Source organism: Burkholderia sp. BCC1998, from assembly GCF_905339875.1.
Lineage (GTDB): Bacteria > Pseudomonadota > Gammaproteobacteria > Burkholderiales > Burkholderiaceae > Burkholderia.
In genome coordinates, this window is the sequence record NZ_CAJPHE010000020.1 from 1 (window position 1) to 25,595 (window position 25,595).

Below are 25,595 nucleotides of genomic sequence, written 5' to 3' on the forward strand. Positions count from 1 at the left end.
ATCTGATCCGAAGATCAGCTCGCTTCCATCAAGCGCCCACACTTATCGGCTGTTAATTTTTAAAGAGCATTTCTGCGAGGACCCGGAGGTTTTCTCAGCAGCGCTGCGTTTTCAGCAGCAGAGAAGCGAAATTATGAACCGTCTTTTTCAGTTCGTCAACAACTTTTTAACTGCTTCGTTGCGACGACTGGGGTTCAACTTCCTGCACCGCCGAGGCCGCTACGACCCGCCCGACAGCACCGCTTCCCTTCTTCTCCCGCGCCGTGTTTCCGTTAGCGCGAAAGAGGCGTGATTCTAAGCACCTGCCCTCGTCTGCGCAACCCCCTTTGTGAAAATATTTTGAAAAGCCCTCGTGCGATGCCGCGCACGGGGGCTTGGGGTTCGTTGCACCAGGCGATCATGGCGGCGACCGACACCCGTCGCTCGCCAAGCTCCACCCGGCCGCCGGCGAATCAACGGTTCTTGAATACCGGTTTCCGCTTCTCGACGAATGCCGCCATCCCTTCCTTCTGATCTTCGGTAGCGAACAACGAATGGAACAGTCGACGCTCGAAATGGACGCCCTCGGCCAGCGTCGTCTCGTACGCACGGTTCACCGACTCCTTGACCATCATGACCGCCGGCAGCGAAAACTCGGCGATCGTCGTCGCAGCCGCAATCGCCTCGTCGAGCAGTTTGTCGGCAGGCAGCACACGCGACACCAGCCCGGCCCGCTCCGCCTCGGCTGCATCCATGAAACGTGCGGTCAGGCACATGTCCATGGCCTTCGCCTTCGAGACCGCGCGCGGCAGGCGCTGCGTACCGCCTGCGCCAGGCATCACGCCCAGCTTGATCTCGGGTTGACCGAACTTGGCCGTTTCCGCCGCGAAGATGATGTCGCACATCATCGCGAGTTCGCAGCCACCGCCGAGCGCGAAGCCCGCCACGGCAGCGATGATCGGCTTGCGGATCTCGCGGACAGTCTCCCAGTTACGGGTGATGTAGTCGCCGCGGTAAACATCCATATAGGAATAGGTCGCCATCATGCCGATGTCGGCCCCGGCCGCGAACGCCTTCTCGCTCCCCGTCACGACGATTGCGCCGATCTCGTCGTCCGCGTCGAACGCTTTCAGCGCAGCGCCCAATTCATCCATCAATGCATCGTTCAGCGCATTCAGCGCCTTCGGACGATTCAGCGTGACCAGCCCGACTCGCCCCCGGGTCTCCACCAGGATGTTCTCGTAAGACATCTATTTCTCCTCGATCAATGAAATGAGAAACGCCTCGCACATGCGAATAGTTTGATGCTACCATTCTCCGACCAACCGGTCGGTTAATTAATCGATCCAACCCTTCTCAACGTCCATCAGGCCGCCGTCATGACCCATGCACTGTTCACGAAGCACGAAGACACGCTGAAACACGCCCTCGCCGCCATCGAGAGCCGCGGGTACTGGAGCCCGTTCGCGGAAATGCCGAGTCCCAAAGTGTACGGGGAAAGCGCGAACGCCGATGGCGAAGCGGCGTTCAAGGCACACCTCGGCAACACGTTCGTGCTCGACCAGCCGGCGTCCGGCGGAACCGTCGGCGCGGAGCAGTCGCCGTACGGGGTCGCGCTGGGCATCCGCTACCCGAAATCGACGCCCGACGAACTGATTGCCGCAGCCGCCGCGGCCCAGCGTGCATGGCGCGAAGCCGGCCCGAGCGCCTGGATCGGCGTCAGCCTGGAAATCCTCGCGCGACTGAATCGCGCGAGCTTCGAGATTGCCTACAGCGTGATGCACACGACGGGCCAGGCGTTCATGATGGCGTTCCAGGCCGGCGGCCCGCACGCGCAGGATCGAGCACTCGAAGCGGTCGCCTATGCATGGGACGAGTTGCGGCGCATCCCCGCCGATGCGCACTGGGAGAAGCCGCAAGGCAAGAACCCGCCGCTCGCGATGCACAAGCGCTATACGATCGTCCCGCGCGGTACCGGCCTCGTGCTCGGCTGCTGCACGTTCCCGACCTGGAACGGCTATCCGGGCCTGTTCGCCGACCTGGCGACCGGCAACACGGTGATCGTCAAACCCCATCCGGGCGCGATCCTGCCGCTCGCGATCACGGTCCGCATCGCCCGCGACGTGCTGCGCGAAGCCGGCTTCGATCCGAACGTCGTCACGCTCCTCGCGACCGAGCCGAACGACGGCGCCCTCGTGCAGGACCTCGCGCTGCGTCCTGAAATCAAGCTGATCGACTTCACGGGCAGCACGCAAAACGGCACGTGGCTCGAACGCAATGCCCACCAGGCACAGGTGTATACCGAGAAGGCAGGCGTCAACCAGATCGTGATCGACTCGACCGACGACCTGAAGGCTGCAGCCAAGAACATCGCGTTCTCGCTGGCGCTGTACTCCGGCCAGATGTGCACGGCACCGCAGAACATCTATGTGCCGCGCGACGGCATCCGGACGGCAGACGGTCATGCGAGCTTCGACGAAGTCGCGCAGGCCATCGCCGTCTCCGTGCAGAAGCTGACCGGCGACCCGGCGCGCTCGGTCGAACTGATCGGCGCGATCCAGAACGACGGCGTGACCGCGCGCATCGACGACGCGCGCAAGCTCGGCCGCGTGCTCGCCGACAGCCAGACGCTCCAGCACCCGGCGTTCGCCGACGCTCGCGTGCGCACACCGCTCGTGCTGCAACTCGACGTGGCCGACCGCGCGAAGTTCACGCAGGAATGGTTCGGCCCGATCTCGTTCGTGATCGCGACCGACTCGACCGCGCAGTCGCTCGATCTCGCCGGCGAAATCGCCGCGGAACATGGCGCATTGACGCTGTCCGTCTACAGTACCGACGACAAGGTCCTCGACGCTGCGCACGATGCGGCGGTGCGTGGCGGCGTCGCGCTGTCGATCAACCTGACGGGCGGCGTGTTCGTCAACCAGTCGGCCGCCTTCTCCGACTTCCACGGCACCGGCGCGAACCCGGCCGCCAACGCGGCGCTGGCCGACCCGGCGTTCGTCGCCAACCGGTTCCGCGTGGTGCAAAGCCGCGTCCATGTTGCGCCGAAGGCAGTGCCCGCGGAAGCCGGCCAGACGGCATAACCCGAATGGCCGACGTGCAAACGCCGTCACGTTCTCTACCATGAACGAATCCGTCAACCGGCGGGTTCGTTGCACATCGACACACCCATGACCGACGCCTACATCTGCGACGCGATTCGCACCCCCATCGGCCGCTACGGCGGCGCCCTGAAAGACGTTCGTGCCGACGATCTCGGCGCGGTGCCGCTCAAGGCGCTGATCGAACGCAACCGCAACGTCGACTGGGCGGCAATCGACGACGTGATCTACGGCTGCGCGAACCAGGCCGGCGAGGACAACCGCAACGTCGCGCGCATGTCCGCGCTGCTCGCGGGCCTGCCGACCGCCGTGCCGGGCACGACGCTGAACCGGCTGTGCGGCTCGGGCATGGACGCCGTCGGCACCGCCGCGCGCGCGATCAAGGCGGGCGAGGCACGCTTGATGATCGCGGGCGGCGTCGAAAGCATGACGCGCGCGCCGTTCGTGATGGGCAAGGCCGCCAGCGCGTTCGCGCGCCAGGCCGCCATTTTCGACACGACGATCGGCTGGCGCTTCGTCAATCCGCTGATGAAACAGCAATACGGCGTCGATTCGATGCCGGAGACGGCCGAGAACGTCGCGGTCGACTACGACATCAGCCGCGCCGACCAGGACCTGTTCGCGCTGCGCAGCCAGCAGAAAGCTGCGCGCGCGCAGCGGGACGGCACGCTCGCCGAGGAAATCGTCCCGGTGACGATTCCGCAGAAGAAAGGCGACGCGCTCGTCGTATCCGTCGACGAGCATCCGCGCGAAACGTCGCTCGAAGCGCTCGCGAAGCTGAAGGGCGTCGTGCGCCCGGACGGCTCGGTGACGGCCGGCAACGCGTCGGGCGTCAACGACGGCGCATGCGCACTGCTGCTCGCCAACGCGGAAGCCGCCGATCAATACGGGCTGCGCCGCCGTGCGCGCGTCGTCGGCATGGCGACCGCCGGCGTCGAGCCGCGCGTGATGGGCATCGGCCCGGCGCCGGCCACGCAGAAACTGTTGCGCCAGCTCGGGATGACGATCGATCAGTTCGACGTGATCGAGCTGAACGAGGCATTCGCGTCGCAGGGTCTCGCGGTGCTGCGCATGCTCGGCGTCGCCGACGACGATCCGCGCGTGAACCCGAACGGCGGCGCGATCGCGCTCGGCCACCCGCTCGGCGCATCGGGCGCCCGGCTCGTGACCACGGCACTTCATCAACTCGAGCGTACGGGCGGCCGCTTTGCGCTCTGTACGATGTGCATCGGCGTCGGCCAGGGCATCGCGATCGCCATCGAACGCGTGTAACCGACGCACCGCGCGCCTATAACGAAGTCATGAAGGAGACACTGCATGTCATATCAGGCGATCCAGCTGGATATCGATCAGGCTGCCCGCGTGGCCACGATCACCCTCAACCGTCCGGACAAGCTGAACAGCTTCACGCGGGCAATGCACCGCGAACTGCAGTCGGCACTCGATGAAGTCGAGACGGCCGGCGCGCGTGCGCTGATCCTGACGGGTGCGGGGCGCGGCTTCTGCGCAGGCCAGGACCTGGCCGACCTCGACTTCACGCCGGGCGCGTCCACCGACCTCGGCACGCTGATCGACGAGCATTTCAATCCACTGATCCGCCGCCTGCAACGCATGCCGATTCCGGTTATCGCCGCCGTCAACGGCACGGCGGCCGGCGCCGGCGCAAATCTCGCGCTCGCCTGCGACATCGTGTTCGCCGCGCGCTCGAGCAGTTTCATCCAGGCCTTCGTCAAGATCGGGCTCGTGCCCGATTCGGGCGGCACATGGTTCCTGCCGCAACGCGTCGGCATGGCACGCGCGCTGGGGCTCGCCCTGACCGGCGACAAGCTCGGCGCCGAACAGGCCGAACAATGGGGCTTGATCTGGCGCGCGGTCGACGACGATGCGCTCGCCGCGTCGGCCCGTCAGGTCGCCAACCAGCTCGCGCAGCAACCGACGCTCGCGATCGCGTCGATCAAGCAGTCGATGCGCGACAGCGTCACGAATACGCTCGACCAGCAGCTCGACCTCGAGCGTGACCTGCAGCGCAAGCTCGGCCAGTCGTACGACTACGCGGAAGGCGTGAAGGCGTTCATCGAGAAGCGCGCGCCGCGGTTCGAGGGACGTTGACATGACCACCTCCACCGACACGCTCGACCCCGATGCGCTCGCCCGTGCGGCGGCACGGGCCATGTACGACGCGGACGCCTGCAGCCGCGCGTTCGGCATGGAAATCGCCGAAGTGCGCGCCGGCTACGCACGCCTGCAGATGCGCGTACGGCCGGAATTCCTGAACGGGCACCAGACCTGCCACGGCGGCATCATCTTCACGCTCGCCGATTCGACGTTCGCGTTCGCGTGCAACTCGTACAACCTGAATACCGTTGCCGCGGGCTGCTCGATCGAATACCTACGCCCCGTCTACGGCAACGACCTGCTGACGGCCGAGGCGATCGAGCAGACACGCAGCGGCCGGCATGGCGTCTACGACATCCGCGTCACGAACCAGACAGGCGAAACGGTCGCGATGTTTCGCGGCAAATCGGCCCAGATCAAGGGCACGGTCCTCCCGGAAGACCGCTGACGTCCACGGCTCGCTCATAACAATCACTGGAGACAGGCATGACTACCCCGCTACCGCTCGAGCCGATCGAGACCGCTTCACGCGACGAGCTGACCGCATTACAGCTCGAACGCCTGAAATGGTCGCTCCGGCATGCGTATGAGCACTCCCCCGTCTATCGCCGCAAATTCGACGAAGCGGGCGTGCATCCCGACGACCTGAAGACACTCACGGATCTGTCGCGCTTCCCGTTCACGACCAAGAGCGACCTGCGCGACAGCTACCCGTTCGGCATGTTCGCGGTGCCTCAGGACCAGATCTCGCGCATTCACGCGTCGTCGGGCACGACCGGCAAGCCGACCGTCGTCGGCTATACGGCACGCGACATCGATACGTGGGCGAATCTCGTCGCGCGCTCGATCCGCGCAGCCGGCGCGCGGCGCGGCGACAAGGTTCATGTCAGCTACGGCTACGGTCTGTTCACCGGCGGGCTCGGCGCACACTACGGCGCCGAACGCGCGGGGCTCACCGTCATCCCGTTCGGCGGCGGCCAGACCGAGAAGCAGGTGCAGCTGATCCAGGATTTCCGGCCCGACATCATCATGGTGACGCCGAGCTACATGCTGTCGATCGCCGACGAGATCGAGCGCCAGGGCCTCGATCCCGCGCAGAGTTCGCTGCGCATCGGCATCTTCGGCGCGGAACCGTGGACCAACGACATGCGCGTGGCCATCGAGCAGCGGATGGGGATCGACGCAGTCGACATTTACGGGCTGTCCGAGGTGATGGGCCCGGGCGTCGCGTCGGAATGCGTCGAGACCAAGGACGGCCCGACCATCTGGGAAGACTACTTCTACCCGGAAATCATCGACCCCGAAACCGGCGAAGTGCTGCCGGACGGTGAACTCGGCGAGCTGGTCTTCACGTCGCTGACGAAGGAAGCGCTGCCGATCATCCGCTACCGCACGCGCGACCTCACGCGCCTGCTGCCCGGCACCGCGCGCACGATGCGCCGGATGGAAAAGATCACCGGGCGCTCGGACGACATGATGATCGTACGGGGCGTCAACGTCTTCCCGACGCAGATCGAGGAACAGCTGCTGAAGCAGCGCGCGCTGGCACCGCACTATCAGATCGTGCTGACGAAGGAAGGTCCGCTCGACGTGCTGACGCTCAACGTCGAGCCGTGTCCCGAAACCGCCCCCGACACGGCGGCGATCCATGCGGCCAGGCAGGCGCTCGCACACGACATCAAGTCGCTGATCGGCGTGACGGCCGTGATCAACGTGCTGCCCGTCAACGGAATCGAGCGCTCGGTCGGCAAGGCGCGACGCGTGATCGACAAACGCAAGGGCTGATACCGGCTACGGCACGACGGCGCTCCGGAACAGCGATCATGCGCGGCCCGCGAAAAAACAGCCCGACCGGCCAAAACCGGTCGGGCTGCCTCGTCTCGATGCGCCGGCTACACGTGCGTGCCGGCGTCACCGCGGATCACGAATTCGGGAACAGCAGCCACATCCGGCCGATCTGCTTCATCCGTCCGGCCTGGTCGCCGGCGTCGTCGCCGAGCCCCCAGAAATAGTCGGCCCGCACGCCGCCCTTGATCGCGGAACCCGTGTCCTGCGCGAACACGAGCCGGTTCATCGGCGTATTCGTCAGCGGGCGCGTGGTCTGCAGGAACACCGGCGTGCCGAGCGGGATCGACGACGGATCGACCGCGATCGAACGCTCCGCCGTGAGCGGCACGCCGAGCGCACCGATCGGGCCGTCCGCGCCGCCGTGCGGTGCATCTTCCTTCGTCGGCATGTCGCGGAAGAACACGAATCGCGGATTCGTGTCGAGCAACGCATCCACGCGAGTCGGGTTCGCCTTCGCCCACGCCTTGATGCCCTGCATCGTCGCCTGGGCGGGCGTCAGCTCGCCGCGATCGAGCAGCCACTTGCCGATCGAGCGATACGGCTGGTTGTTGGTGCCGCCGAAACCCACCCGCATCACCGAACCGTCGTCGAGCAGCACGCGTCCCGAGCCCTGCACCTGCAGGAAGAACGCCTCGATCGGATCGTCGACCCACACGAGTTCGTTGCCGTTCAGGATGCCGGCGCGCTCGAGCTGCGCGCGAGCGGGCAGCGCGGCACCGGCGCGATAGCCGGCCGGCCAGCGGTACAGCGCGTACTGGTAAGGACCGCGACGCACGCGGGAGCCATGCAGCAGCGGCTCGTAATAGCCGGTCACGAGCCCGTCGAGCGTGCCGTCGGTGTTCGCCAGCTGAAACGGCGTGAAATACGTTTCGAAGAAGGTACGCGCGCTGCTGACGTCGAGTTCGTCGAGGCGATCGGCGGCCGCGCAGGCGCGCTGCCACGCCGGCTGCCGCGCAAGCCGCGCGCAGTTCTGCCGCAGCGCGGCCGTCGCGCCGATCAGCGAATCGTCCTGCCACCCCGGCACCTGTTGCCATGCGACCGGCGTCAGCCGCTTCGCGGCGACCTGCCCCGGCACGATCGCCGCACCGGTCGGCGGCTTGAGCGTCGACGTGCGCGTCGGCGCGCCGCCGCACGCGGCAAGCAGCGCCGCCGTCGCGACCGCCGCAACCCAGCCGGCCGCCCGCGGCCCAAACCACATACAATGTCCGTTCTTGATGGAAACCGCCATGTCAGATTTTCTCGACCAATATCCGATGCTCATCTTCGCGCTCGAAGCCTTCGTAGCGCTTGCCCTGCTGATCTTCATCGTCGTGTGGACGTCGTCGGGCAGGAAGAAGCACGCCCGCGGCAACGACCGCCAGCCGCGCTGACCAGCCCCCGCACGCTCAATGCAGCGTGCGCGGCATGTGCAGCGCAAACTCGTCGACCGGCGCGTCGAACCGCTCGCCGTCCTCCGCCACGCAAAAGTACGCGCCGCGCATCGTGCCGACCGGCGTCGCGATCACGGCCCAGCTCGTGTATTCGAACTGTTCGCCCGGCTGCAGCAGCGGCTGGTGCCCGACGACGCCGAGCCCCTTCACTTCCTGCACGTGGTTTTCGCTGTCCGTGATGATCCAGTGACGCGCGATCAGCTGCGCCGCGACCTGCCCGGTATTGCGGATGGTCAGCGTGTACGCGAATGCGTATTGACGCCGATCGGGGTCGGATTGTTCCGGCAAGTAGCTGGTTTTCACCGAAACGGTGAACTGATACTGACTCATGGTGTTTCCGCTGTAGGTAACCGCCGCGCCGACTCGAGCGGCAGGGCCGCGGGCGCGCCGCACTGGTTCGGCATTCTATGCGGAATCGGGCCGCATCCGCACGGCCCGTCGCCGCGCACCGGGTCGCCGGACGGTAGAATGACGGTTTTGCGCCGCTGCGTCCCCGCTCCCCTGTCATGACTCAATTCCGCATCGCTCCCAGCATCCTGTCGGCCGACTTTGCACGGCTCGGCGAAGAAGTCCGCAACGTGGTCGCCGCCGGCGCCGACTGGATTCACTTCGACGTGATGGACAACCATTATGTGCCGAACCTCACGATCGGCCCGCTCGTCTGCGAGGCGATCCGCCCGCACGTGCAGGTGCCGATCGACGTGCACCTGATGGTGCGCCCGGTCGACCGGATCGTGCCCGATTTCGCGAAAGCCGGCGCGAACCTGATCAGCTTCCACCCGGAAGGCTCGGACCACATCGATCGTACGCTGTCGCTGATCCGCGATCACGGCTGCAAGGCCGGCCTCGTGTTCAACCCGGCCACGCCGTTGAACTATCTCGACCACGTGATGGACCGCCTCGACTTCGTGCTGCTGATGTCGGTGAACCCGGGCTTCGGCGGCCAGTCGTTCATTCCGGAAACGCTGAACAAGCTGCCCGAAGCGCGCGCCCGCATCGACGCGTACACCGAGCGCACCGGCCGCGAGATCCTGCTCGAGGTCGACGGCGGCGTGAAGGCCGACAACATCGCGGAAATCGCGGCGGCCGGCGCGGACACCTTCGTCGCGGGTTCGGCGATCTTCGGCAAGCCCGATTACCGCACGGTGATCGACGAGATGCGTGCCGCGCTCGCCACCGTCGCGCGGAGCTGACGCCGTGGCCGATTCCTCGCTGGCCGGGGCCGCAGCCGACGGCGCGGTCCGTTTCGCGACGCCGCGCATCGACGCGGCGCTGATCGACCTCGACGGCACGATGGTCGACACGGCCGACGATTTCACGGCCGGGCTGAACGGAATGCTCGCGCAGCTCGGCGCGCCGGCCACGTCGCGCGACGAGGTGATCGGCTACGTCGGCAAGGGCTCCGAGCATCTGATCCAGAGCGTGCTGAAGCCGCGCTTCACGCCCGACGAAGCGCACGCGCGCTTCGACGACGCGCTCGCGATCTACCAGACCGAGTACGCGAAGATCAACGGCCGCCACACGCGTCTCTATCCGGACGTCGCAACCGGCCTCGATGCGTTGCGCACGGCCGGCATCCGGCTCGCATGCGTGACGAACAAGCCGCACCGCTTCGCGGTCGAGCTGCTCGAGCAATACGGGCTGATCGATCGCTTCGGCATCGTGCTCGGCGGCGACAGCGTCGCGCGCAAGAAGCCCGATCCGCTGCCGATGCTGACGGCGTGCGAAGCGCTCGGCGTCGCGCCGGACGCGGCGGTCGCGATCGGCGACTCGGAAAACGACGCGCTGGCGGGCCGCGCGGCCGGGATGGCGACGCTCACGGTGCCCTACGGCTACAACCACGGCAAAGCTATACAAACGATAAATTCGGATGGTATAGTCGATTCGTTGCTGGTCGCAGCCCGCGCGATCACCGCGCACAACGCCGGCCGGCCAACCCTCTGATTATTTCTTCCATCCGCATGTTTCTGAATAAAAAACGGAGTCTGAGCAGCATCGACCGGGGAGCCTGGCCCTGGCGTCGCTGGTCGCGCTAACCTCTTCGATGAGGTACGCTGAGGCACGTCTTCAGCGCCGTTTTTTATCTCGCTGCGCAGCCGCGCGCCGATCGTCGCACCACCTCGAGTTCTACCGCGTCCGAACGCTTGCGTTCAGGACCGGCCGCAGGCTCGCGACGTTCACGCCCGGCGTGCCGGCCGGCAACAGGCACTTCTCGATCGACCGCCCTTTCGCCGACGGCAGCCCGCGCAGCGTCAAGTGATCCCTGGCGCACGCCGCCGCTCGTCCCGAACAGGACCGGAACATGACCGAACTCGAATTCCAATCGCTTGCGAACGAAGGCTACAACCGCATCCCGCTGATCGCGGAAGCGCTCGCCGACCTCGAAACGCCGCTGTCCCTCTACCTGAAGCTGGCCCAGCCTGAACGCGCGGGCGCCAACTCGTTCCTGCTCGAGTCGGTGGTCGGCGGCGAACGCTTCGGCCGCTATTCGTTCATCGGCCTGCCCGCCCGCACGCTGGTGCGCACCCGCAACGGCGTGTCCGAAGTGGTGCGCGACGGCCAGGTCGTCGAGACGCACGACGGCGACCCGTTCGAATTCATCGAGTCGTTCCAGGCGCGCTTCAAGGTGGCGCAGCGCCCGGGCCTGCCGCGCTTCTGCGGTGGCCTCGCCGGCTATTTCGGTTACGACGCGGTGCGCTACATCGAGAAGAAGCTCGCGAACACCGCGCCGCGCGACGATCTCGGCCTGCCCGACATCCAGCTGCTGCTCACCGAAGAAGTCGCGGTGATCGACAACCTCGCCGGCAAGCTCTATCTGATCATCTATGCGGACCCGGCCCAGCCGGAAGCCTATACGAAGGCCAAGCAGCGCCTGCGGGAGCTGAAGCAGCGCCTGCGCACGACCGTGCAGCCGCCCGTCACGTCGGCGAGTGTGCGCACCGAGACGTTCCGCGAGTTCAAGAAGGAAGACTATCTGGCCGCCGTGCGCCAGGCGAAGGAATACATCGCGGCCGGCGAACTGATGCAGATCCAGGTCGGCCAGCGTCTGACGAAGCCGTATCGCGACAATCCGCTGTCGCTGTATCGCGCGCTGCGTTCGCTGAATCCGTCGCCGTACATGTACTACTACAACTTCGGCGATTTCCACGTGGTCGGCGCGTCGCCGGAAATCCTGGTGCGCCAGGAAAAGCGCGGCGAAGACCAGATCGTCACGATCCGTCCGCTCGCCGGCACGCGTCCGCGCGGCAACACGCCCGAGCGCGATGCGGAACTCGCGACCGAACTGCTGAACGATCCGAAGGAAATCGCCGAGCACGTGATGCTGATCGACCTCGCGCGCAACGACGTCGGCCGCATCGCGGAAATCGGCTCGGTGCAGGTGACCGACAAGATGGTGATCGAAAAGTACTCGCACGTGCAGCACATCGTCAGCTCGGTCGAAGGCAAGCTGAAGCCCGGCATGACGAACTACGACGTGCTGCGCGCGACGTTCCCGGCCGGCACGCTGTCCGGCGCGCCGAAGGTGCGCGCGATGGAACTGATCGACGAGCTCGAGCCGATCAAGCGCGGGCTGTACGGCGGCGCCGTCGGCTACCTGTCGTTCTCGGGCGAGATGGATCTCGCGATCGCGATCCGCACGGGCCTGATCCACAACGGCAACCTGTATGTGCAAGCGGCAGCCGGCGTCGTCGCGGACTCGGTGCCCGAATCCGAATGGCAAGAGACCGAGAACAAGGCGCGCGCGGTGCTGCGTGCGGCCGAACAGGTCCAGGACGGCCTCGATAGCGACTTCTGACCGGAGACTGACCATGCTGCTCATGATCGACAACTACGATTCGTTCACCTACAACCTGGTCCAGTACTTCGGCGAACTGGGCGAGGACGTGCACACCTATCGCAACGACGAAATCACGCTCGACGACATCGCGCGCCTGAATCCCGCCGCCATCTGCCTGTCGCCCGGCCCGAGCAATCCGCAGCACGCGGGCATCACGCTCGACGTGCTGCGCGAATTCGCGGGCAAGAAGCCGATCCTCGGCGTCTGCCTCGGCCACCAGGCGATCGGCGAAGCATTCGGCGGCCGCGTCGTGCGCGCGAAGACCATCATGCACGGCAAGGTGAGCCGGATCGAAACCGACTGCCGCGGCGTGTTCGCCGACCTGCCGAAGCATTTCGACGTCACGCGCTACCACTCGCTCGCGATCGAACGCGAATCGCTGCCCGACTGCCTCGAGGTGTCCGCGTGGACCGACGACGGCGAGATCATGGGTGTGCGCCACAAGACGCTGCCGATCGAAGGCGTGCAGTTCCACCCGGAATCGATCCTCTCCGAGCACGGCCACGCGCTGCTCGAGAATTTCCTGAAGCAGAATCGCGCAGCGGCCCGCGCGGCCGCGCCGGCAGCCTGACGGGAGACGCACGATGACGATTACCCCGCAGGAAGCGCTGCAACGCACGATCGAGCACCGCGAGATCTTCCACGACGAAATGCTGCACCTGATGCGGCTCATCATGCGCGGCGACATGTCGCCCGTGATGGCGGCCGCGATCATCACCGGGCTGCGCGTGAAGAAGGAGACGATCGGCGAGATCGCCGCCGCCGCGACCGTGATGCGCGAATTCGCGAACCACGTCGAAGTGCAGGACAACTCGAACTTCGTCGACATCGTCGGCACGGGCGGCGACGGCGCGCACACGTTCAACATCTCGACCGCGTCGATGTTCATCACGGCGGCGGCCGGCGCGAAGGTCGCGAAGCACGGCAACCGCGGCGTGTCGAGCAAGTCCGGCAGCGCCGACGTGCTCGAGGCGCTCGGCGTGAACATCGACCTGCAGCCCGACCAGGTTGCCGCATCGATCGCCGAAACCGGCATGGGCTTCATGTTCGCGCCGAACCATCATCCGGCGATGAAGAACATCGCGGCCGTGCGCCGCGAGCTCGGCGTGCGGACGATCTTCAACATTCTCGGCCCGCTGACCAATCCGGCCGGCGCACCGAACCAGCTGATGGGCGTGTTCCACCCCGACCTCGTCGGCATCCAGGTGCGCGTGATGCAGCGCCTCGGCGCGCAGCACGTGCTGGTCGTGTACGGCAAGGACGGGATGGATGAAGTATCGCTGGGCGCCGCGACGCTCGTCGGCGAATTGCGCGACGGCAAGGTGCACGAATACGAGATCCATCCGGAGGACTTCGGCCTGCAGATGGTATCGAACCGCACGCTGAAGGTGGAAAATGCCGAGGAATCGCGCACGATGCTGCTCGGCGCGCTGGACAACCAGCCGGGTGTCGCACGCGAGATCGTCACGCTGAACGCGGGCACCGCGCTCTATGCAGCCAATATCGCCGAATCGATCGCCGACGGCATCCAGCTCGCCCGCGAAGCGATCGCGAGCGGCAAGGCACGCGCGAAGGTCGACGAACTCGTGCGCTTCACGCAGCAGTTCAAGCGCTGACTCCCTTTACGAATCAAGCAGGAACCCACATGAGCGACATTCTCGACCGAATCATCGCCGTCAAGCGCGAAGAAGTCGCGGCGGCCATGCGCAGCACGCCGCTCGAGGCACTGAAACTGGACGCATCGGCGCGCGACCTGCGCGACTTCGTCGGTGCACTGCGCGCGAAGCAGGCAGCGGGCCAGGCGGCGGTAATCGCCGAAGTGAAGAAGGCGAGCCCGTCGAAGGGCGTGCTGCGCGAGCATTTCGTGCCGGCCGACATCGCGCGCTCGTATGCGGCCCACGGCGCGGCGTGCCTGTCGGTGCTGACCGACGAGCAGTTCTTCCAGGGCAGCGTCCGCTATCTCGAGGAAGCGCGTGCGGCGTGCACGCTGCCGGTGCTGCGCAAGGACTTCATCGTCGACGCGTACCAGATCCTCGAGGCGCGCGCGATGGGTGCCGACGCGATCCTGCTGATCGCGGCCGCGCTCGACACGCCGCTGATGCAGGACCTCGAGGCGTACGCGCACTCGCTCGGCCTCGCGGTGCTGGTCGAAGTTCACGACCGCGACGAGATGGAACAGGCGCTGACGCTGAAGACGCCGCTGCTCGGCATCAACAACCGCAACCTGCGCACGTTCGAGACGACGATCCAGACCACGCTCGACATGCTCGACATGATTCCGCCGGACCGCATGGTCGTGACCGAGTCGGGCATCCTGTCGCGCACCGACGTCGACACGATGCGCGCGGCGAACGTGAACGCGTTCCTCGTCGGCGAAGCGTTCATGCGCGCCGACCAGCCGGGCGAGGAACTGGCGCGGATGTTCTTCTGATGGCGATCGAAAAGGAAATCAAGCTCGCACTGCCGGCCGGCCAGGCCGATGCGGCGCGGCGCTTTTTCGAGACGCTGACCGGCGAAACCGGTAACGTGATCGCGCTGGCGAACGTCTACTACGACACGCCCGACCTCGCGCTGGCGCGCTCGAAGAGCGCGGTGCGCGTGCGCCGCACGCCGCACGGCTGGCTGCAGACCTTCAAGACGGTCGGCAGCGCGGAAGCCGGCCTGCATCGCCGCCATGAATGGGAATTGCCCGTCGCCGGCGATGCGCTCGAAATCGATGCGCTGGTCACCGCGTGCGACGTGCCAGAGGCTGCCGGCGCGCTGCGCGATGCGGCGCCCGCGCTGCACGCACTGTTCCGGACGGATTTTTCGCGTACGCTGTGGCGCATCGCAATCGGCGGCGCAACCGTCGAGGCCGCGGTGGACGTCGGCGAGATCGTCGTCCAGGCGGAACACGATACGCGCCGCGAACCGATCAGCGAAATCGAACTCGAACTGATCGACGGCCCGGAAGCGGCGCTCGCGACACTCGCCGCCGAACTGCAGCAAGCGCTGCCGGGCCTCGCCCCCGAAAACATCAGCAAGGCGCAACGCGGCTACCGGCTGCGCGCGCAATAAACCCGCATCACGCATGGCAACCCGCAAGACTCTCCGCACGCCGCAGCAGGCGTCGCTGTTCGATGATCCCGTGCCGGAAACGGCGCAGGACGATGTTCCCGCCCCGGCGCCTGCGCCGGCCGCAGCCGGGCGCAAGCCCGCAAAGAAGGCCGCGGCCGCCGCGCCGGTTTCCGCCGCGCCGCAGCCCGCTGCCGCCGACGCTCCCGGCACTCCCGCCGCCCCTGTCGTCGCGGATGTCCCGCACCTCGCCGCGCAATTCGACGCGCTGCCGGCCGTCTGGCGCGACGTGCTGAAACCCTTCACCGACAGCGATGCGTATGCGCCGCTGTGCCGCTTCGTCGACGACGAACGCGCGGCCGGCAAGACGGTCTACCCGACCGACGTGTTCCGCGCGCTGCGCCTGACGAGCCCGGACGACGTGAAGATCGTGATCCTCGGCCAGGACCCGTACCACGGCGACGACCGCGGCACGCCGCAGGCGCACGGCCTCGCGTTCTCGGTGCCGCCGGCCGTGCGCACGCCGCCGTCGCTGCGCAACATCTTCAAGGAGATCGCCGCGAATTTCGGCCACGACACGCCGCGTCACGGCTGCCTCGATACCTGGGCGCGCCAGGGCGTGCTGCTGCTCAACACCGTGCTGACGGTCGAGCGCGGTGCGGCCGCGAGCCACGCGAAGCGCGGCTGGGAGCAATGCACGGACACGCTGATCCGCGAACTCGCCAACCGCCATCGCGGCCTCGTGTTCATGCTGTGGGGCGCGCATGCGCAGGCCAAGCGCGCGCTGTTCGATGCGAGCGCGCACTGCGTGCTCGAGGCGCCGCATCCGTCGCCGCTGTCCGCTCACCGCGGTTTCCTCGGTTGCCGCCACTTCGCGCTCGCGAACGACTATCTGGTCGACGCGGGACGCGCGCCGATCGACTGGCGCCTGCCGGAGGTGGCCGAAACGCTTGCGTAACCGCGTTGCGCGTTTAGCGCTTCACGTTTCGCTTTCGTCCGCATCAAGCAAAAACGCCGCGCCCCTTTCGGGACGCGGCGTTTTTTTCATCCGTCGGACGCAGCGGGTGCGGCGCACCCGCGTCGGCCTCAGACGGCAGCGATCGCTTCGCGTGCGCTGGCGAGCGCGGCGCTCTGCGCATCCGGCCCGAGGTTCAGGCCTTCAGCGTGGATGAAGTTCACGTCGGTCAGGCCGATGAAGCCGAGGAACGAGCGCAGGTACGGCGTCTGGCTGTCGTTCGGCGTACCCAGGTACTTGCCGCCGCGGGCCGTCACCACGTGAACCTTCTTGCCCTTGATCAGGCCTTCCGGACCGTTCTCGGTGTAGCGGAACGTGACGCCTGCGCGGGCGATCCAGTCGAAATACGTCTTCAGTTGCGACGACACGCCGAAGTTGTACATCGGTGCGCCGATCACGATGATGTCGGCGGCTTGCAGTTCGGCGATCAGCGCATCGCTCTTCGCGACGATCGCATTCTGTTCCGCGCTGCGCTGGTCGGCCGGCGTGAAGAATGCGCCGAGCACCGATTCATCGAGGTGCGGCAGCGCGTCGGCCAGCAGGTCGCGAACCACGACCTTCGAACCGGGGTTCGATTGTTGCAGCTTTGCCGTCAGTTCGTTGGCCAGCAGCGTGGATTGCGCACCTTGCGAGCGCGCCGCGGAATTGATTTGCAGAATGGTCGTCATGTCAGGCTCCGGTTTGGTTGCGCTTCGGTAGCGCGAGTGACGCCATTGTGCGTGGCCGCATGGCCGCGAAAAAGCGGGTTCAGGGCGACGGATTGTTGCAGCAACAGAACAATCCATGATCGCGCCCCGAAACCCGCCCGTGCATGCTCAGCCCTTCAGCCAGGCTTCGCGGGCCTTCTGCGCGGCAGCCGGTTTCGCGGCGGCCGCGAGCCGGTAGCGCGCGATTTCCGGCCCGTCCAGTTTCAGTTTCGCGGTCCGCAGCTCGTCGCGGCGGAATACGTGCACCTCGACCTTGTCGCCCGGCCGGTAACGTGCGAGCAGCATGTCGAGGTTCGTGCCGGTGACGCGCAGCCCGTCGAGCGCGACCAGCGTGTCGCCCGCCGACAGTCCCGCGCGATGCGCGCCGCCGCCTTCGTAGACCGCCGCCAGCGTGCAGTCCGCGCCGCCGCGCAGCCGCGCGCCGATGGTCGGCTTCGCGGTCGCACCCGCTGCAACCTCCGGCGTGAGCGTCACGCCGAACGGCGCGAGCAGGTCGGCGAGCGGCAGGTCGCGCGTGCCGTGCACGGCGTCGGCGAACAGCCGGCCGAGCGCGACGCCCGTCGCTTCCTCGATCAGCGTCTCGACCTCGTTTTCTTCGACACCCGCCTGCTTGCCTCGATAGAACTCGCGGCCGTAGCGTTGCCACAGCAGACGCATCACGTCGTCGAGCGACTTGCGGTTGCGCGTCTGCGCCCGGATCGCGAGATCGAACGCAAGCGCGACGAGCGAACCCTTCGTGTAATAGCTGACGATCGCGTTGGTCGCGTTCTCGTCCTGACGGTAGTACTTGATCCACGCGTCGAACGAGCTGTCCGCGACGCTCTGCTTCAGGCGCCCCGTGCCGCGCAGCACGCCGCCGACGGTACGGCCGAGCGCCGCGAAATATTCGTCCTGCGACATCAGTCCGCTGCGCACCAGCATCAGGTCGTCGTAATACGACGTGAAGCCTTCGAACAGCCACAGCAGCGACGTGTAGTTTTCGCGCGCGAGGTCGTACGGCACGAACGCGGCCGGTTTGATGCGCTTCACGTTCCACGTATGGAAATACTCGTGGCTGCAAAGGCCGAGGTACGTGCGATAGCCTTCCGTCGTTTCCGACCGGCCCTTCACCGGCAGGTCGGTGCGGTTGCAGATCAGCGCGGTCGACGCACGGTGCTCGAGGCCGCCGTAGCCGTCGCTGACCGCGAGCGTCATGAAAACGTAGCGGTCCATCGGCGCCTGTTTCGATTTCGGTTCGAACAGCGCGATCTGCGCTTCGCACACGCGCTTCAGGTCGGTGCGCAGCCGCTCCATGTCGAGCTGCGTCACGCGCCCGGCGATCACGATGTCGTGCGGCACACCGTGCGCGTCGAACGTCGCCAGCGCGAATTCGCCGATCGTCACCGGATGGTCGGCGAGCTCGTCGTAGTTCGCTGCGCGATACGCGCCGAACCCGTAGCGCCTGGTCCCGCGTGCCTCGGGCAACGACGTGCCGACGCGCCACGTGCGAAACGCCGGGCCCGCCGGTTTCGCGATGTCGACCTCGCATGGCGCATCCTCGCGGCCGGCGGCGCTCAGGAACACGGCCGTGGCGTTGAAGAAGCCGCCCGAGTCGTCGAGATACGCGGAGCGGACCGACAGGTCCCATGCGTACACGTCATAGCGCAACGTCAGCGCGCCGTTCACCGGCGCGGCCTGCCACGTGTTCTTGTCGGTTTTCGCGATCCGCACCTTGCGGCCCGCGTCGTTGAACGCGGCGAGCGTCACGATGTTGCGCGCGAACTCGCGCACGAGGTAGCTGCCCGGAATCCATACCGGCAGCGAGAAGCGCTGGCCTTCGGGATCGGGATCGGTGACCGTCACCGTCACTTCGAACAGGTGCGCGGCAAGATCTTTCGGGGCAATCGAATAGCGGATCGGCTGGGTCATCGTGGCAATCGGTCGAAAATCGGACGGGAAATCAGACGGAATACGGCGGCGGAAACGAAGAGAGGCGCCGGCAGAGATCGCGGGCGCCCCTCGCTGGCCGGGCCATGCGGCCCGGCGTGTCGCCGGTTACTTGCTCGACGCGAGCGCCTGGTTCAGCTGGTCGGCCGACACCGCGCCCGGCAGGCGGCGGCCGTCGGGCAGGAAGATCGTCGGCGTGCCGGTGACGTTCATCCCGCGGCCGAGCGCGAGGTTCTTGTCGAGCGCGGTCGTATCGCAGGCGCCGGCGCCGGTCGGCACGCGATGGTCAAGCATCCAGCCCTCCCAGGATTTCGCGCGATCGGTCGCGCACCAGATCGCCTTCGACTTCGTGGTCGAATCGGGCGACAGCACCGGATACAGGAACGTGTAGACGGTCACGTTGTCGACCGACTGCAACGTCGTCTCGAGGCGCTTGCAGTACGGGCAGTTCGGATCGGAGAACACCGCGATCTTGCGGGCGCCGTTGCCCTTGACGACCTTGATCGCGTTCGCGAGCGGCAGGCTCGCGAAGTCGATCTTGTTGAGGTCGGACAGGCGCGCGTCGGTCAGGTTCTTGTGCGTCTTGGTGTCGACGAGATCGCCGAGCAGCACGTAGTCGCCGGCTGCATCGCTATAGATGATCTGCGTGCCGAGGTTCACTTCGTACAGGCCCGCGACGGGCGACTTCGACACGCTCTTGATCGGCGCGTCGTTGCCGAGACGCGCTTGCAGCGTGGCTTTCAGCTTGTCGGTGGTCTGGTCGGCCTGCGCGGTACAGCCGAGCGTCGCCATCGTGACGGCCAGCGCCAGCGATGCGATGCGGATCGTTTTTTTCATCCTGTCGTTCCTTCAGCTCAATCGGAGTGCACGTCACAGTGTACGCCGTAACGGAACCGAGTCCGACAGGCCGAGGGCGCGAAGGTTCGCTCAGCCGAGCGCGGCCGACACGAGCCAGCGCTTCACGAGCGGTTGCGCGCCGACGAACGCCATGCCCGCGTTGCGGACCGCCTTCGCGAACGAGCCCGGAACCGCGAACAGCCGCTGCAGCCCGTCGGTCGCGACCATCAGTGCGCGGATGTCCTCGCGGCGCGAGCGCTCGTAGCGGCGCAGCAGCACCGTATCGCCGAGGTTGCGGAAGCTCTCCTTGTTCGCGATCGCATCGGCGAGTGCCGCGACGTCGCGCAGCCCGAGGTTCATCCCCTGCCCCGCGAGCGGATGGATCAGGTGCGCGGCATCGCCGACCAGCGCGACGCGCGGGGCGATCAGCTTGTCGACGGTCTGCAGCGCGAGCGGGAAACCGGCCGCCGGCGTCACGCATTCGAGCGTGCCGACCTGGCCGTGCGACACGCGCTCGACTTCCGCCGCGAGCTGCGCGGGATCGAGCGCGAGCAGTTCGTCCGCATGCGCGGTGTGCGCGGACCAGACGAGCGACACGTGACCGTCCGGCAGCGGCAGCAACGCAATGATCTCGCCTTCGTGAAACCACTGACAGGCCGTCTCGCGGTGCGGCAGCGACGCCTTGAAGTTCGCGACGACGCCCGTCTGCCGGTAATCGCGCCGCTCGACCCTGGCCCCCATTTGAGAACGCACCCACGAATGCGCGCCGTCCGCGCCGACCACGAGGTCCGCTTCGAGCACCTTGCCCGACGACAGCGTCAGCACGGCTGCGTCGTCGCGCACGTCGAAGCCCTGCGCGCGCGCGTCGAACCACGTGAGGTTCGGCTGGAACCGCAGCGCCGCGTCGAGCGACGTCTCGATCAGCGACGATTCGGCGATCCAGGCCAGTTGCGGCACGGAGGCCTGGTACGCGGAGAAATGCAGTTCCGCGTGCGCGTCGCCGTACACGCGCATGTCGTACACCGGCGCGAGCCGGCCATGGTCGAGCGCCTGCCAGACCCGCAGCCGCTCCAGCAGTGCCTGCGAGCTGGACGACAGCGCGTAGATGCGGGTGTCGAACGCGAGATCGGCGGGGCGCGGCGTGGCCGGCTGGGCGAGCAAGGCGGTCTTGTAGCCGGACTGGGTCAGTGCGAGCGCGGCCGTCTTGCCGACGAGCCCGCCGCCGACCACGGCGACGTCGAAGGTGTGGTGGGCAGTCATGGCGGGCATTATAGCCGTGGGGCCAATCCCTTACGCGGCCGGACTTTGCGGGAAATCAGCAGAATCGCAGGCGGGTCCGGCAGCGCGGCGGCCCGTCGCATCGGGCGTTCGGGTGAAGGCCGGAAACCGGGGCGTCGGCACGGTACAATAGCGCCTTTGAACGTCGGCCCGCCGCGCCCCGCGCGCCGGCCGTCCCTATTTTCCCGCGCCGCCGTGCCTTGTCCGGCCGCGCCGCTCCACCCGTCCGAAGGATTCCATGAGTCTCAAATGCGGCATCGTCGGCTTGCCCAACGTCGGCAAGTCCACCCTGTTCAATGCGCTGACCAAGGCCGGCATCGCCGCCGAGAACTACCCGTTCTGCACGATCGAGCCGAACGTCGGCATCGTCGAAGTGCCTGACACGCGCCTGAAGGCGCTCGCCGAGATCATCAACCCCGAGCGCATCGTGCCGGCCGTCGTCGAATTCGTCGACATCGCGGGCCTCGTCGCGGGCGCGAGCAAGGGTGAAGGCCTCGGCAACCAGTTCCTCGCGAACATCCGCGAAACCGATGCGATCACGCACGTCGTGCGCTGCTTCGAGGACGACAACGTGATCCACGTCGCCGGCAAGGTCAGCCCGATCGACGACATCGAAGTGATCAACACCGAACTCGCGCTCGCCGACCTCGGCACCGTCGAGAAGGCGCTCACGCGCTACTCGAAGGCCGCGAAGTCCGGCAACGACAAGGAAGCGGTGAAGCTCGCCGCGGTGCTCGAGAAGGTGCGCGCGCACCTCGACCAGGGCAAGGCCGTGCGCGGCCTCGATCTGTCGGACGACGAGCAGGCGCTGCTCAAGCCGTTCTGCCTGATCACCGCGAAGCCGGCGATGTACGTCGCGAACGTGAAGGACGACGGCTTCGAGAACAACCCGCACCTCGACGTGGTGCGCAAGTATGCGGAAAGCGAGAACTCGCCGGTGGTCGCGGTGTGCGCGGCGATCGAGGCGGAAATCGCCGATCTCGACGATGCGGACAAGGAAGCGTTCCTCGCCGACATGGGCATGGAAGAGCCGGGCCTCGACCGCGTGATCCGCGCGGGCTTCAAGCTGCTCGGCCTGCAGACCTACTTCACCGCCGGCGTGAAGGAAGTGCGCGCGTGGACGATCCATATCGGCGACACGGCGCCGCAAGCGGCCGGCGTGATTCACACCGACTTCGAGCGCGGCTTCATTCGCGCGCAGACGATCGCATTCGACGACTTCGTCGCGTACAAGGGCGAACAAGGTGCGAAGGAAGCCGGGAAGATGCGCGCGGAAGGGAAGGAATATGTCGTGCACGACGGGGATGTGATGAACTTCCTGTTCAACGTCTGACGCGTCAACAGACGCTGTTTCGTGCAGTGTCACGGTAACCAGGAAAAGCCCGCAAGTCGCGGGCTTTTTTCATTTCGAACGGGTTCGTGAAGGTTGGCGAGGAGTGGTCGCGGATAACCTTTACGTCATTTCCTTCGTCGCCGCCGTTACACAGATCGCCTGTGCCGCAGGTCGCATCGAACCATGGCTCCATGCGTTACGCGTCGATTGTTCACATGATGCATCGCGCGCTTTCTTCCACCGTGCGATCTGCGCGCCGAGCGCCTTCTTGCGCTCCGGCCGCTCGCTCACCTGTTTGTCGACGACCCGCTGCAAATCCCGCTCGGCGACGAGCTGATCGCGCCACGCGCAAAAATTCATGCTCGTCTGGTTCGAATCGCAGTCGCTGAGTAGCGCGTTGACCTCGCTGGCCGGCAAACCTCTGCGCACCGCTATCTCGTCCGCTGGCGTCGGGCCGGCAAAGGCATGCGCCGACGCCAGTACGAGCAAACCGATCATGGCCGTTCTCACTGTGCCCTCTGTTGTGGCTGGAACGGCGCCGATTCGAGCAGACGCCGGTTGACAAGCCCGCTTTCCCGCCGACGCAGCTCCGCTCAACCTTCTTCACTCAACCTCAAGCCCTCATTCGCCATTTGCCACTCTCCCGGCGCGACCGCTCACGCGAGTCGACTTCATCATTTACTTCGGTTGTCGATGCGCTCAATGTATGAAGTTGCCGTCGGCGATGAAATCAGACGAGTTCGATTTTGCGAGTCCTTATGTCAATGATTCGCCGTGGTGATGAACGCTCCACGTTCCACGACAAGTGCCTCCGTTTGCTGGTGCAAAACAAATGGCCCGATCGCCAATGCCGATCGGGCCACTTTCACGACGGGAATCCCCGCGTCAACCGACAGCGAACGCTCAGGCCCGCTGCCGCATCGTCACTTCATCACATCGCCGACACCCGCCGCCCCGCCCCCGCTCGCGCATCGCGACCGCGCTTGTTCAGCCAAGACGCAAACAGCACGAGCAGCGCGAGCACGGCCGTCGCACCGACTTCCATCCGGTGTTCCTCGCTGACGAACATCACGGTCAGCGTGCCGCAGATGAACAGGATCACCGCCCAAGTGAGCCACGGGAACAGCCACATCCGCAGCGTCAGGTCGGCGCCGCCCGATTCGAGCGTCCTGCGCATCCGCAGCTGCGAGATCGCGATCACGAGATACACGAGCAGCGCGATCGCACCCGACGTCGCCAGCAGGAAGCCGAACACCTGCTCCGGCATCAGGTAGTTCGCGATCACGGTCAGGAAACCGAATGCGGTCGATGCCAGCACGGCCGCACGCGGCGTACCGGTCGAATCGGTGCTGTGCAGGAACGCAGGTGCGTCCTTGCGCTTGGACAGCGAGAACAGCATCCGCGATGCGGTGTACAGCGCGGAATTCAGGCAGCTCGCGACCGACACGAGCACGATCACGTCGATGATCGCCTTCGCGTTCGGAATACCGATCAGCTCCATCGCACGCTGATACGAGCCGTGCTTCGGCAGCAGCGGATCGTTCCACGGCACGATCGCCGCGACGACGAGGATCGAGCCGAGATAGAACAGCGTGATACGCCAGATGACGGAATTGGTCGCACGCACGATCTGGCGTTGCGGGTTGTCCGACTCGGCGGCCGCGATCGTCACGATCTCGGTACCGAGGAACGAGAACATCGTCGTCAGCATCGCCGCGAGCACCGCGCCGGCGCCGTTCGGCATGAAGCCCTGGTGCGCGAAGAGGTTCGACACGCCCGATACGGCCGGCGCGGGCACGATGCCGACGATCGCCGCACCGCCGATGCACAGGAACACGACGATCGCGACAACCTTGATCAGCGCGAACCAGAATTCGAATTCGCCGTAGTTCTTGACCGAGAAGAGGTTGGTGATCGTCAGCAGCAGCGTGATGCCGAGCGCGAAGATCCAGGTCGCGACGCCGGGGAACCACGCATTGAGGATGGTAGCCGCAGCGGTTGCCTCGATCGGGATCACGAGCACCCAGAACCACCAGTACAGCCAGCCGATGGAGAAGCCCGCCCAGTGACCGATCGCGCGATCGGCATAGGTCGAGAACGAACCGCTGTCCGGATGCGCGACGGCCATCTCGCCAAGCATGCGCATCACCAGCACGACCAGGACGCCCGCGATCGCATACGCGAGGATCGAAGCCGGGCCGGCTTCCGCGATTGCGTGGCCGGAGCCGACGAACAAGCCCGCGCCGATGACGCCGGCAATCGACATCATCGTCACGTGCCGCTGCTTCAGACCCGTGCCGAGGCCTGTCTTGCTTCCACTCATGTGTCTCTCTCCAAAAAACGGTTCCGGTATGACCGGTGTCGCGTGAAGGCGGCGGGGAGTTGTCGTTGTTGAACCCGGCAGCCCGCCGCGCATGCGCGCATACGGGCAGGAAGCCGGGTCGAGCTGTTCCGGTCGGTGCGCGACGCAGTCTGCGAAGCCGCGGGTGCGATGCGGCGCACGAGGTGCCGGCGCATCGCGTGCGCCCTTTCCGTCGGCTGTCGGTCAGCCGCCTTCGAAGCGAAGGAGTGTAAGCATCAAACGGTTCTTCACTAAGAACCAATTGAAGAATTTCGATGGATCCACTTGTTGCATCGATGCGAACCGATGCAACGCATGATCCGGTTCGGCGTCCGCCTGCGGGCAGCCGGATCGGGCAAGTGATGACGGCGCGTGCCCGCTCGGCATCATGGTGAACACGTTCCGTCGAAGCGGATCGCGTGCCGCGCCGGCGCGGCTCAGTTGGCGTCGTCCGGCCCTGCGTCGCGCCATTTGGCCGGCACGATTGCGCGCCATTCGCGCAGAAGCAGGTTTCTCACGGCGTCGGGATGCGCGGCCGACAGGCGCACCAGCACGATCGGCCAGCCCGCATAGTGGTCGGTCAGGTAATACACGTCGGGCTCCGCTTCGATCAGCCACGCGCGCTCGTCGGGGCCGACGCCCTTCACGACGAGCGTATCGCCGTCCTCGCGCAGGCGAGCGAGCATCTTGCCCTTCACCTTGAGTGCGGGCGTGCCGTACGACGTCCCTTCCTCGACGCCGCGCCATGCCAGCGCGATCTGCCGCACTTCGTCGAATGTCACGATGCGCC

26 protein-coding genes are annotated in these 25,595 nt (G+C 66.3%); 15 read left to right on the forward strand and 11 right to left on the reverse strand.

The window, feature by feature from the left end; all coding sequences use genetic code 11:
• A partial coding sequence (locus tag U5A56_RS27915; RefSeq protein WP_321925679.1) for a hypothetical protein occupies positions 1-292 on the forward strand: 292 nt, incomplete at its 5' end.
• Positions 293-452: 160 nt separating this feature from the next.
• Here U5A56_RS27915 and U5A56_RS27920 read toward each other — a convergent pair.
• The gene (locus U5A56_RS27920) at positions 453-1,229 is read right to left on the reverse strand and encodes an enoyl-CoA hydratase (RefSeq protein WP_044845869.1); all 777 of its coding nucleotides are present in this window, start codon (positions 1,227-1,229) and stop codon (positions 453-455) included.
• A 129-nt stretch (positions 1,230-1,358) separates the two neighbouring features.
• Here U5A56_RS27920 and paaN point away from each other — a divergent pair, with 129 nt between their 5' ends.
• The 5 genes from paaN (at position 1,359) to paaK (ending at position 6,983) form a co-directional block, all read left to right on the forward strand.
• Positions 1,359-3,065, forward strand: a complete 1,707-nt coding sequence (gene paaN, locus U5A56_RS27925) for a phenylacetic acid degradation protein PaaN (protein WP_044845870.1) — start codon at positions 1,359-1,361, stop codon at positions 3,063-3,065.
• A gap of 87 nt (positions 3,066-3,152) precedes the next feature.
• Positions 3,153-4,355, forward strand: coding sequence for a 3-oxoadipyl-CoA thiolase (pcaF, locus tag U5A56_RS27930; protein WP_321925681.1), 1,203 nt, complete (start codon positions 3,153-3,155; stop codon positions 4,353-4,355).
• Between the two features lie 45 nt (positions 4,356-4,400).
• Entirely contained in the window at positions 4,401-5,192 is a 792-nt protein-coding gene (gene paaG / locus U5A56_RS27935) for a 2-(1,2-epoxy-1,2-dihydrophenyl)acetyl-CoA isomerase PaaG (protein WP_321807863.1), read from the forward strand.
• Between the two features lies 1 nt (position 5,193).
• Positions 5,194-5,646 carry a hydroxyphenylacetyl-CoA thioesterase PaaI gene (gene paaI, locus U5A56_RS27940; RefSeq protein WP_044845873.1) on the forward strand — a complete coding sequence of 151 codons (453 nt, stop codon included), beginning with the start codon at positions 5,194-5,196 and terminating at the stop codon, positions 5,644-5,646.
• 38 nt (positions 5,647-5,684) lie between these two features.
• On the forward strand, positions 5,685-6,983 hold the full coding sequence (gene paaK, locus U5A56_RS27945; protein WP_044845874.1) for a phenylacetate--CoA ligase PaaK: 1,299 nt from the start codon (positions 5,685-5,687) through the stop codon (positions 6,981-6,983).
• Between the two features lie 136 nt (positions 6,984-7,119).
• Here the strand turns inward: paaK and U5A56_RS27950 are convergent, their stop codons facing one another.
• A complete protein-coding gene (locus U5A56_RS27950) occupies positions 7,120-8,352 on the reverse strand; it encodes a murein transglycosylase A (RefSeq protein WP_044845993.1) in 1,233 nt (410 codons plus the stop codon).
• 79 nt (positions 8,353-8,431) lie between these two features.
• Positions 8,432-8,806, reverse strand: coding sequence for a Co2+/Mg2+ efflux protein ApaG (apaG, locus tag U5A56_RS27960; protein ID WP_057924835.1), 375 nt, complete (start codon positions 8,804-8,806; stop codon positions 8,432-8,434).
• A 176-nt stretch (positions 8,807-8,982) separates the two neighbouring features.
• On the opposite strand from apaG, the gene rpe reads away from it, so the two are divergent.
• The 8 genes from rpe (at position 8,983) to U5A56_RS28000 (ending at position 16,326) form a co-directional block, all read left to right on the forward strand.
• Complete coding sequence (rpe, locus tag U5A56_RS27965) at positions 8,983-9,669, forward strand: ribulose-phosphate 3-epimerase (protein ID WP_321925684.1); 687 nt, start codon at positions 8,983-8,985, stop codon at positions 9,667-9,669.
• Between the two features lie 4 nt (positions 9,670-9,673).
• Positions 9,674-10,420 (forward strand): phosphoglycolate phosphatase, encoded by a 747-nt coding sequence (locus U5A56_RS27970; RefSeq protein ID WP_321925686.1) that lies wholly within the window; start codon positions 9,674-9,676, stop codon positions 10,418-10,420.
• Between the two features lie 358 nt (positions 10,421-10,778).
• Entirely contained in the window at positions 10,779-12,272 is a 1,494-nt protein-coding gene (gene trpE, locus U5A56_RS27975) for an anthranilate synthase component I (protein WP_059449739.1), read from the forward strand.
• 13 nt (positions 12,273-12,285) lie between these two features.
• Positions 12,286-12,885 carry an aminodeoxychorismate/anthranilate synthase component II gene (locus tag U5A56_RS27980; RefSeq protein ID WP_321810673.1) on the forward strand — a complete coding sequence of 200 codons (600 nt, stop codon included), beginning with the start codon at positions 12,286-12,288 and terminating at the stop codon, positions 12,883-12,885.
• A 13-nt stretch (positions 12,886-12,898) separates the two neighbouring features.
• Positions 12,899-13,930, forward strand: a complete 1,032-nt coding sequence (gene trpD, locus U5A56_RS27985; protein WP_039318793.1) for an anthranilate phosphoribosyltransferase — start codon at positions 12,899-12,901, stop codon at positions 13,928-13,930.
• 29 nt (positions 13,931-13,959) lie between these two features.
• On the forward strand, positions 13,960-14,745 hold the full coding sequence (gene trpC, locus U5A56_RS27990; protein ID WP_044845878.1) for an indole-3-glycerol phosphate synthase TrpC: 786 nt from the start codon (positions 13,960-13,962) through the stop codon (positions 14,743-14,745).
• Positions 14,745-15,371 (forward strand): CYTH domain-containing protein, encoded by a 627-nt coding sequence (locus U5A56_RS27995; RefSeq protein WP_044845879.1) that lies wholly within the window; start codon positions 14,745-14,747, stop codon positions 15,369-15,371. Before trpC ends, U5A56_RS27995 begins: the two co-directional genes overlap by 1 nt.
• A gap of 13 nt (positions 15,372-15,384) precedes the next feature.
• Complete coding sequence (locus tag U5A56_RS28000; protein ID WP_321925689.1) at positions 15,385-16,326, forward strand: uracil-DNA glycosylase; 942 nt, start codon at positions 15,385-15,387, stop codon at positions 16,324-16,326.
• A gap of 128 nt (positions 16,327-16,454) precedes the next feature.
• Here the strand turns inward: U5A56_RS28000 and U5A56_RS28005 are convergent, their stop codons facing one another.
• The 4 genes from U5A56_RS28005 to U5A56_RS28020 form a co-directional block, all read right to left on the reverse strand.
• Positions 16,455-17,051: an FMN-dependent NADH-azoreductase gene (locus tag U5A56_RS28005; RefSeq protein WP_044845881.1), complete on the reverse strand. Its 597-nt coding sequence runs from the start codon at positions 17,049-17,051 to the stop codon at positions 16,455-16,457.
• A 147-nt stretch (positions 17,052-17,198) separates the two neighbouring features.
• On the reverse strand, positions 17,199-18,998 hold the full coding sequence (locus U5A56_RS28010; RefSeq protein WP_321925692.1) for a M61 family metallopeptidase: 1,800 nt from the start codon (positions 18,996-18,998) through the stop codon (positions 17,199-17,201).
• A gap of 126 nt (positions 18,999-19,124) precedes the next feature.
• Complete coding sequence (locus U5A56_RS28015; RefSeq protein ID WP_044845883.1) at positions 19,125-19,853, reverse strand: DsbC family protein; 729 nt, start codon at positions 19,851-19,853, stop codon at positions 19,125-19,127.
• 90 nt (positions 19,854-19,943) lie between these two features.
• Positions 19,944-21,122, reverse strand: coding sequence for a UbiH/UbiF family hydroxylase (locus tag U5A56_RS28020; RefSeq protein WP_124487905.1), 1,179 nt, complete (start codon positions 21,120-21,122; stop codon positions 19,944-19,946).
• A 247-nt stretch (positions 21,123-21,369) separates the two neighbouring features.
• Between U5A56_RS28020 and ychF the strand changes: the two genes are divergently transcribed.
• A complete protein-coding gene (ychF, locus tag U5A56_RS28025; RefSeq protein WP_044845885.1) occupies positions 21,370-22,464 on the forward strand; it encodes a redox-regulated ATPase YchF in 1,095 nt (364 codons plus the stop codon).
• Between the two features lie 120 nt (positions 22,465-22,584).
• Here the strand turns inward: ychF and U5A56_RS28030 are convergent, their stop codons facing one another.
• The 4 genes from U5A56_RS28030 to U5A56_RS28045 all read right to left on the reverse strand — a co-directional run bounded on the left by U5A56_RS28030 (position 22,585) and on the right by U5A56_RS28045 (position 25,587).
• Entirely contained in the window at positions 22,585-22,962 is a 378-nt protein-coding gene (locus U5A56_RS28030; protein ID WP_321925695.1) for a lysozyme inhibitor LprI family protein, read from the reverse strand.
• Positions 22,963-23,395: 433 nt separating this feature from the next.
• Positions 23,396-24,787, reverse strand: a complete 1,392-nt coding sequence (gene gabP / locus U5A56_RS28035) for a GABA permease (RefSeq protein ID WP_044845887.1) — start codon at positions 24,785-24,787, stop codon at positions 23,396-23,398.
• A gap of 222 nt (positions 24,788-25,009) precedes the next feature.
• Positions 25,010-25,204 (reverse strand): hypothetical protein, encoded by a 195-nt coding sequence (locus U5A56_RS28040; RefSeq protein WP_124571704.1) that lies wholly within the window; start codon positions 25,202-25,204, stop codon positions 25,010-25,012.
• A gap of 38 nt (positions 25,205-25,242) precedes the next feature.
• On the reverse strand, positions 25,243-25,587 hold the full coding sequence (locus tag U5A56_RS28045) for an MmcQ/YjbR family DNA-binding protein (protein ID WP_124571705.1): 345 nt from the start codon (positions 25,585-25,587) through the stop codon (positions 25,243-25,245).
• Positions 25,588-25,595: the final 8 nt, after the last annotated feature.

Bases quoted from the DNA above. Each gene is read 5' to 3' on its own strand.
- ychF (WP_044845885.1), top strand. From the start codon at position 21,370: ATGAGTCTCAAATGCGGCATCGTCGGCTTGCCCAACGTCGGCAAGTCC.
- trpE (WP_059449739.1), top strand. From the start codon at position 10,779: ATGACCGAACTCGAATTCCAATCGCTTGCGAACGAAGGCTACAACCGC.
- U5A56_RS28015 (WP_044845883.1), bottom strand. From the start codon at position 19,853: ATGAAAAAAACGATCCGCATCGCATCGCTGGCGCTGGCCGTCACGATG.
- U5A56_RS28010 (WP_321925692.1), bottom strand. From the start codon at position 18,998: ATGACCCAGCCGATCCGCTATTCGATTGCCCCGAAAGATCTTGCCGCG.
- paaK (WP_044845874.1), top strand. From the start codon at position 5,685: ATGACTACCCCGCTACCGCTCGAGCCGATCGAGACCGCTTCACGCGAC.
- U5A56_RS27995 (WP_044845879.1), top strand. From the start codon at position 14,745: ATGGCGATCGAAAAGGAAATCAAGCTCGCACTGCCGGCCGGCCAGGCC.
- U5A56_RS27980 (WP_321810673.1), top strand. From the start codon at position 12,286: ATGCTGCTCATGATCGACAACTACGATTCGTTCACCTACAACCTGGTC.
- trpD (WP_039318793.1), top strand. From the start codon at position 12,899: ATGACGATTACCCCGCAGGAAGCGCTGCAACGCACGATCGAGCACCGC.
- trpC (WP_044845878.1), top strand. From the start codon at position 13,960: ATGAGCGACATTCTCGACCGAATCATCGCCGTCAAGCGCGAAGAAGTC.
- U5A56_RS28005 (WP_044845881.1), bottom strand. From the start codon at position 17,051: ATGACGACCATTCTGCAAATCAATTCCGCGGCGCGCTCGCAAGGTGCG.
- apaG (WP_057924835.1), bottom strand. From the start codon at position 8,806: ATGAGTCAGTATCAGTTCACCGTTTCGGTGAAAACCAGCTACTTGCCG.
- U5A56_RS27920 (WP_044845869.1), bottom strand. From the start codon at position 1,229: ATGTCTTACGAGAACATCCTGGTGGAGACCCGGGGGCGAGTCGGGCTG.
- U5A56_RS27950 (WP_044845993.1), bottom strand. From the start codon at position 8,352: ATGAAGATCAGCAGGGCAAGCGCTACGAAGGCTTCGAGCGCGAAGATG.
- rpe (WP_321925684.1), top strand. From the start codon at position 8,983: ATGACTCAATTCCGCATCGCTCCCAGCATCCTGTCGGCCGACTTTGCA.
- gabP (WP_044845887.1), bottom strand. From the start codon at position 24,787: ATGAGTGGAAGCAAGACAGGCCTCGGCACGGGTCTGAAGCAGCGGCAC.
- U5A56_RS28000 (WP_321925689.1), top strand. From the start codon at position 15,385: ATGGCAACCCGCAAGACTCTCCGCACGCCGCAGCAGGCGTCGCTGTTC.
- pcaF (WP_321925681.1), top strand. From the start codon at position 3,153: ATGACCGACGCCTACATCTGCGACGCGATTCGCACCCCCATCGGCCGC.
- paaN (WP_044845870.1), top strand. From the start codon at position 1,359: ATGACCCATGCACTGTTCACGAAGCACGAAGACACGCTGAAACACGCC.
- paaG (WP_321807863.1), top strand. From the start codon at position 4,401: ATGTCATATCAGGCGATCCAGCTGGATATCGATCAGGCTGCCCGCGTG.
- U5A56_RS28020 (WP_124487905.1), bottom strand. From the start codon at position 21,122: ATGCCCGCCATGACTGCCCACCACACCTTCGACGTCGCCGTGGTCGGC.
- U5A56_RS28030 (WP_321925695.1), bottom strand. From the start codon at position 22,962: ATGATCGGTTTGCTCGTACTGGCGTCGGCGCATGCCTTTGCCGGCCCG.
- paaI (WP_044845873.1), top strand. From the start codon at position 5,194: ATGACCACCTCCACCGACACGCTCGACCCCGATGCGCTCGCCCGTGCG.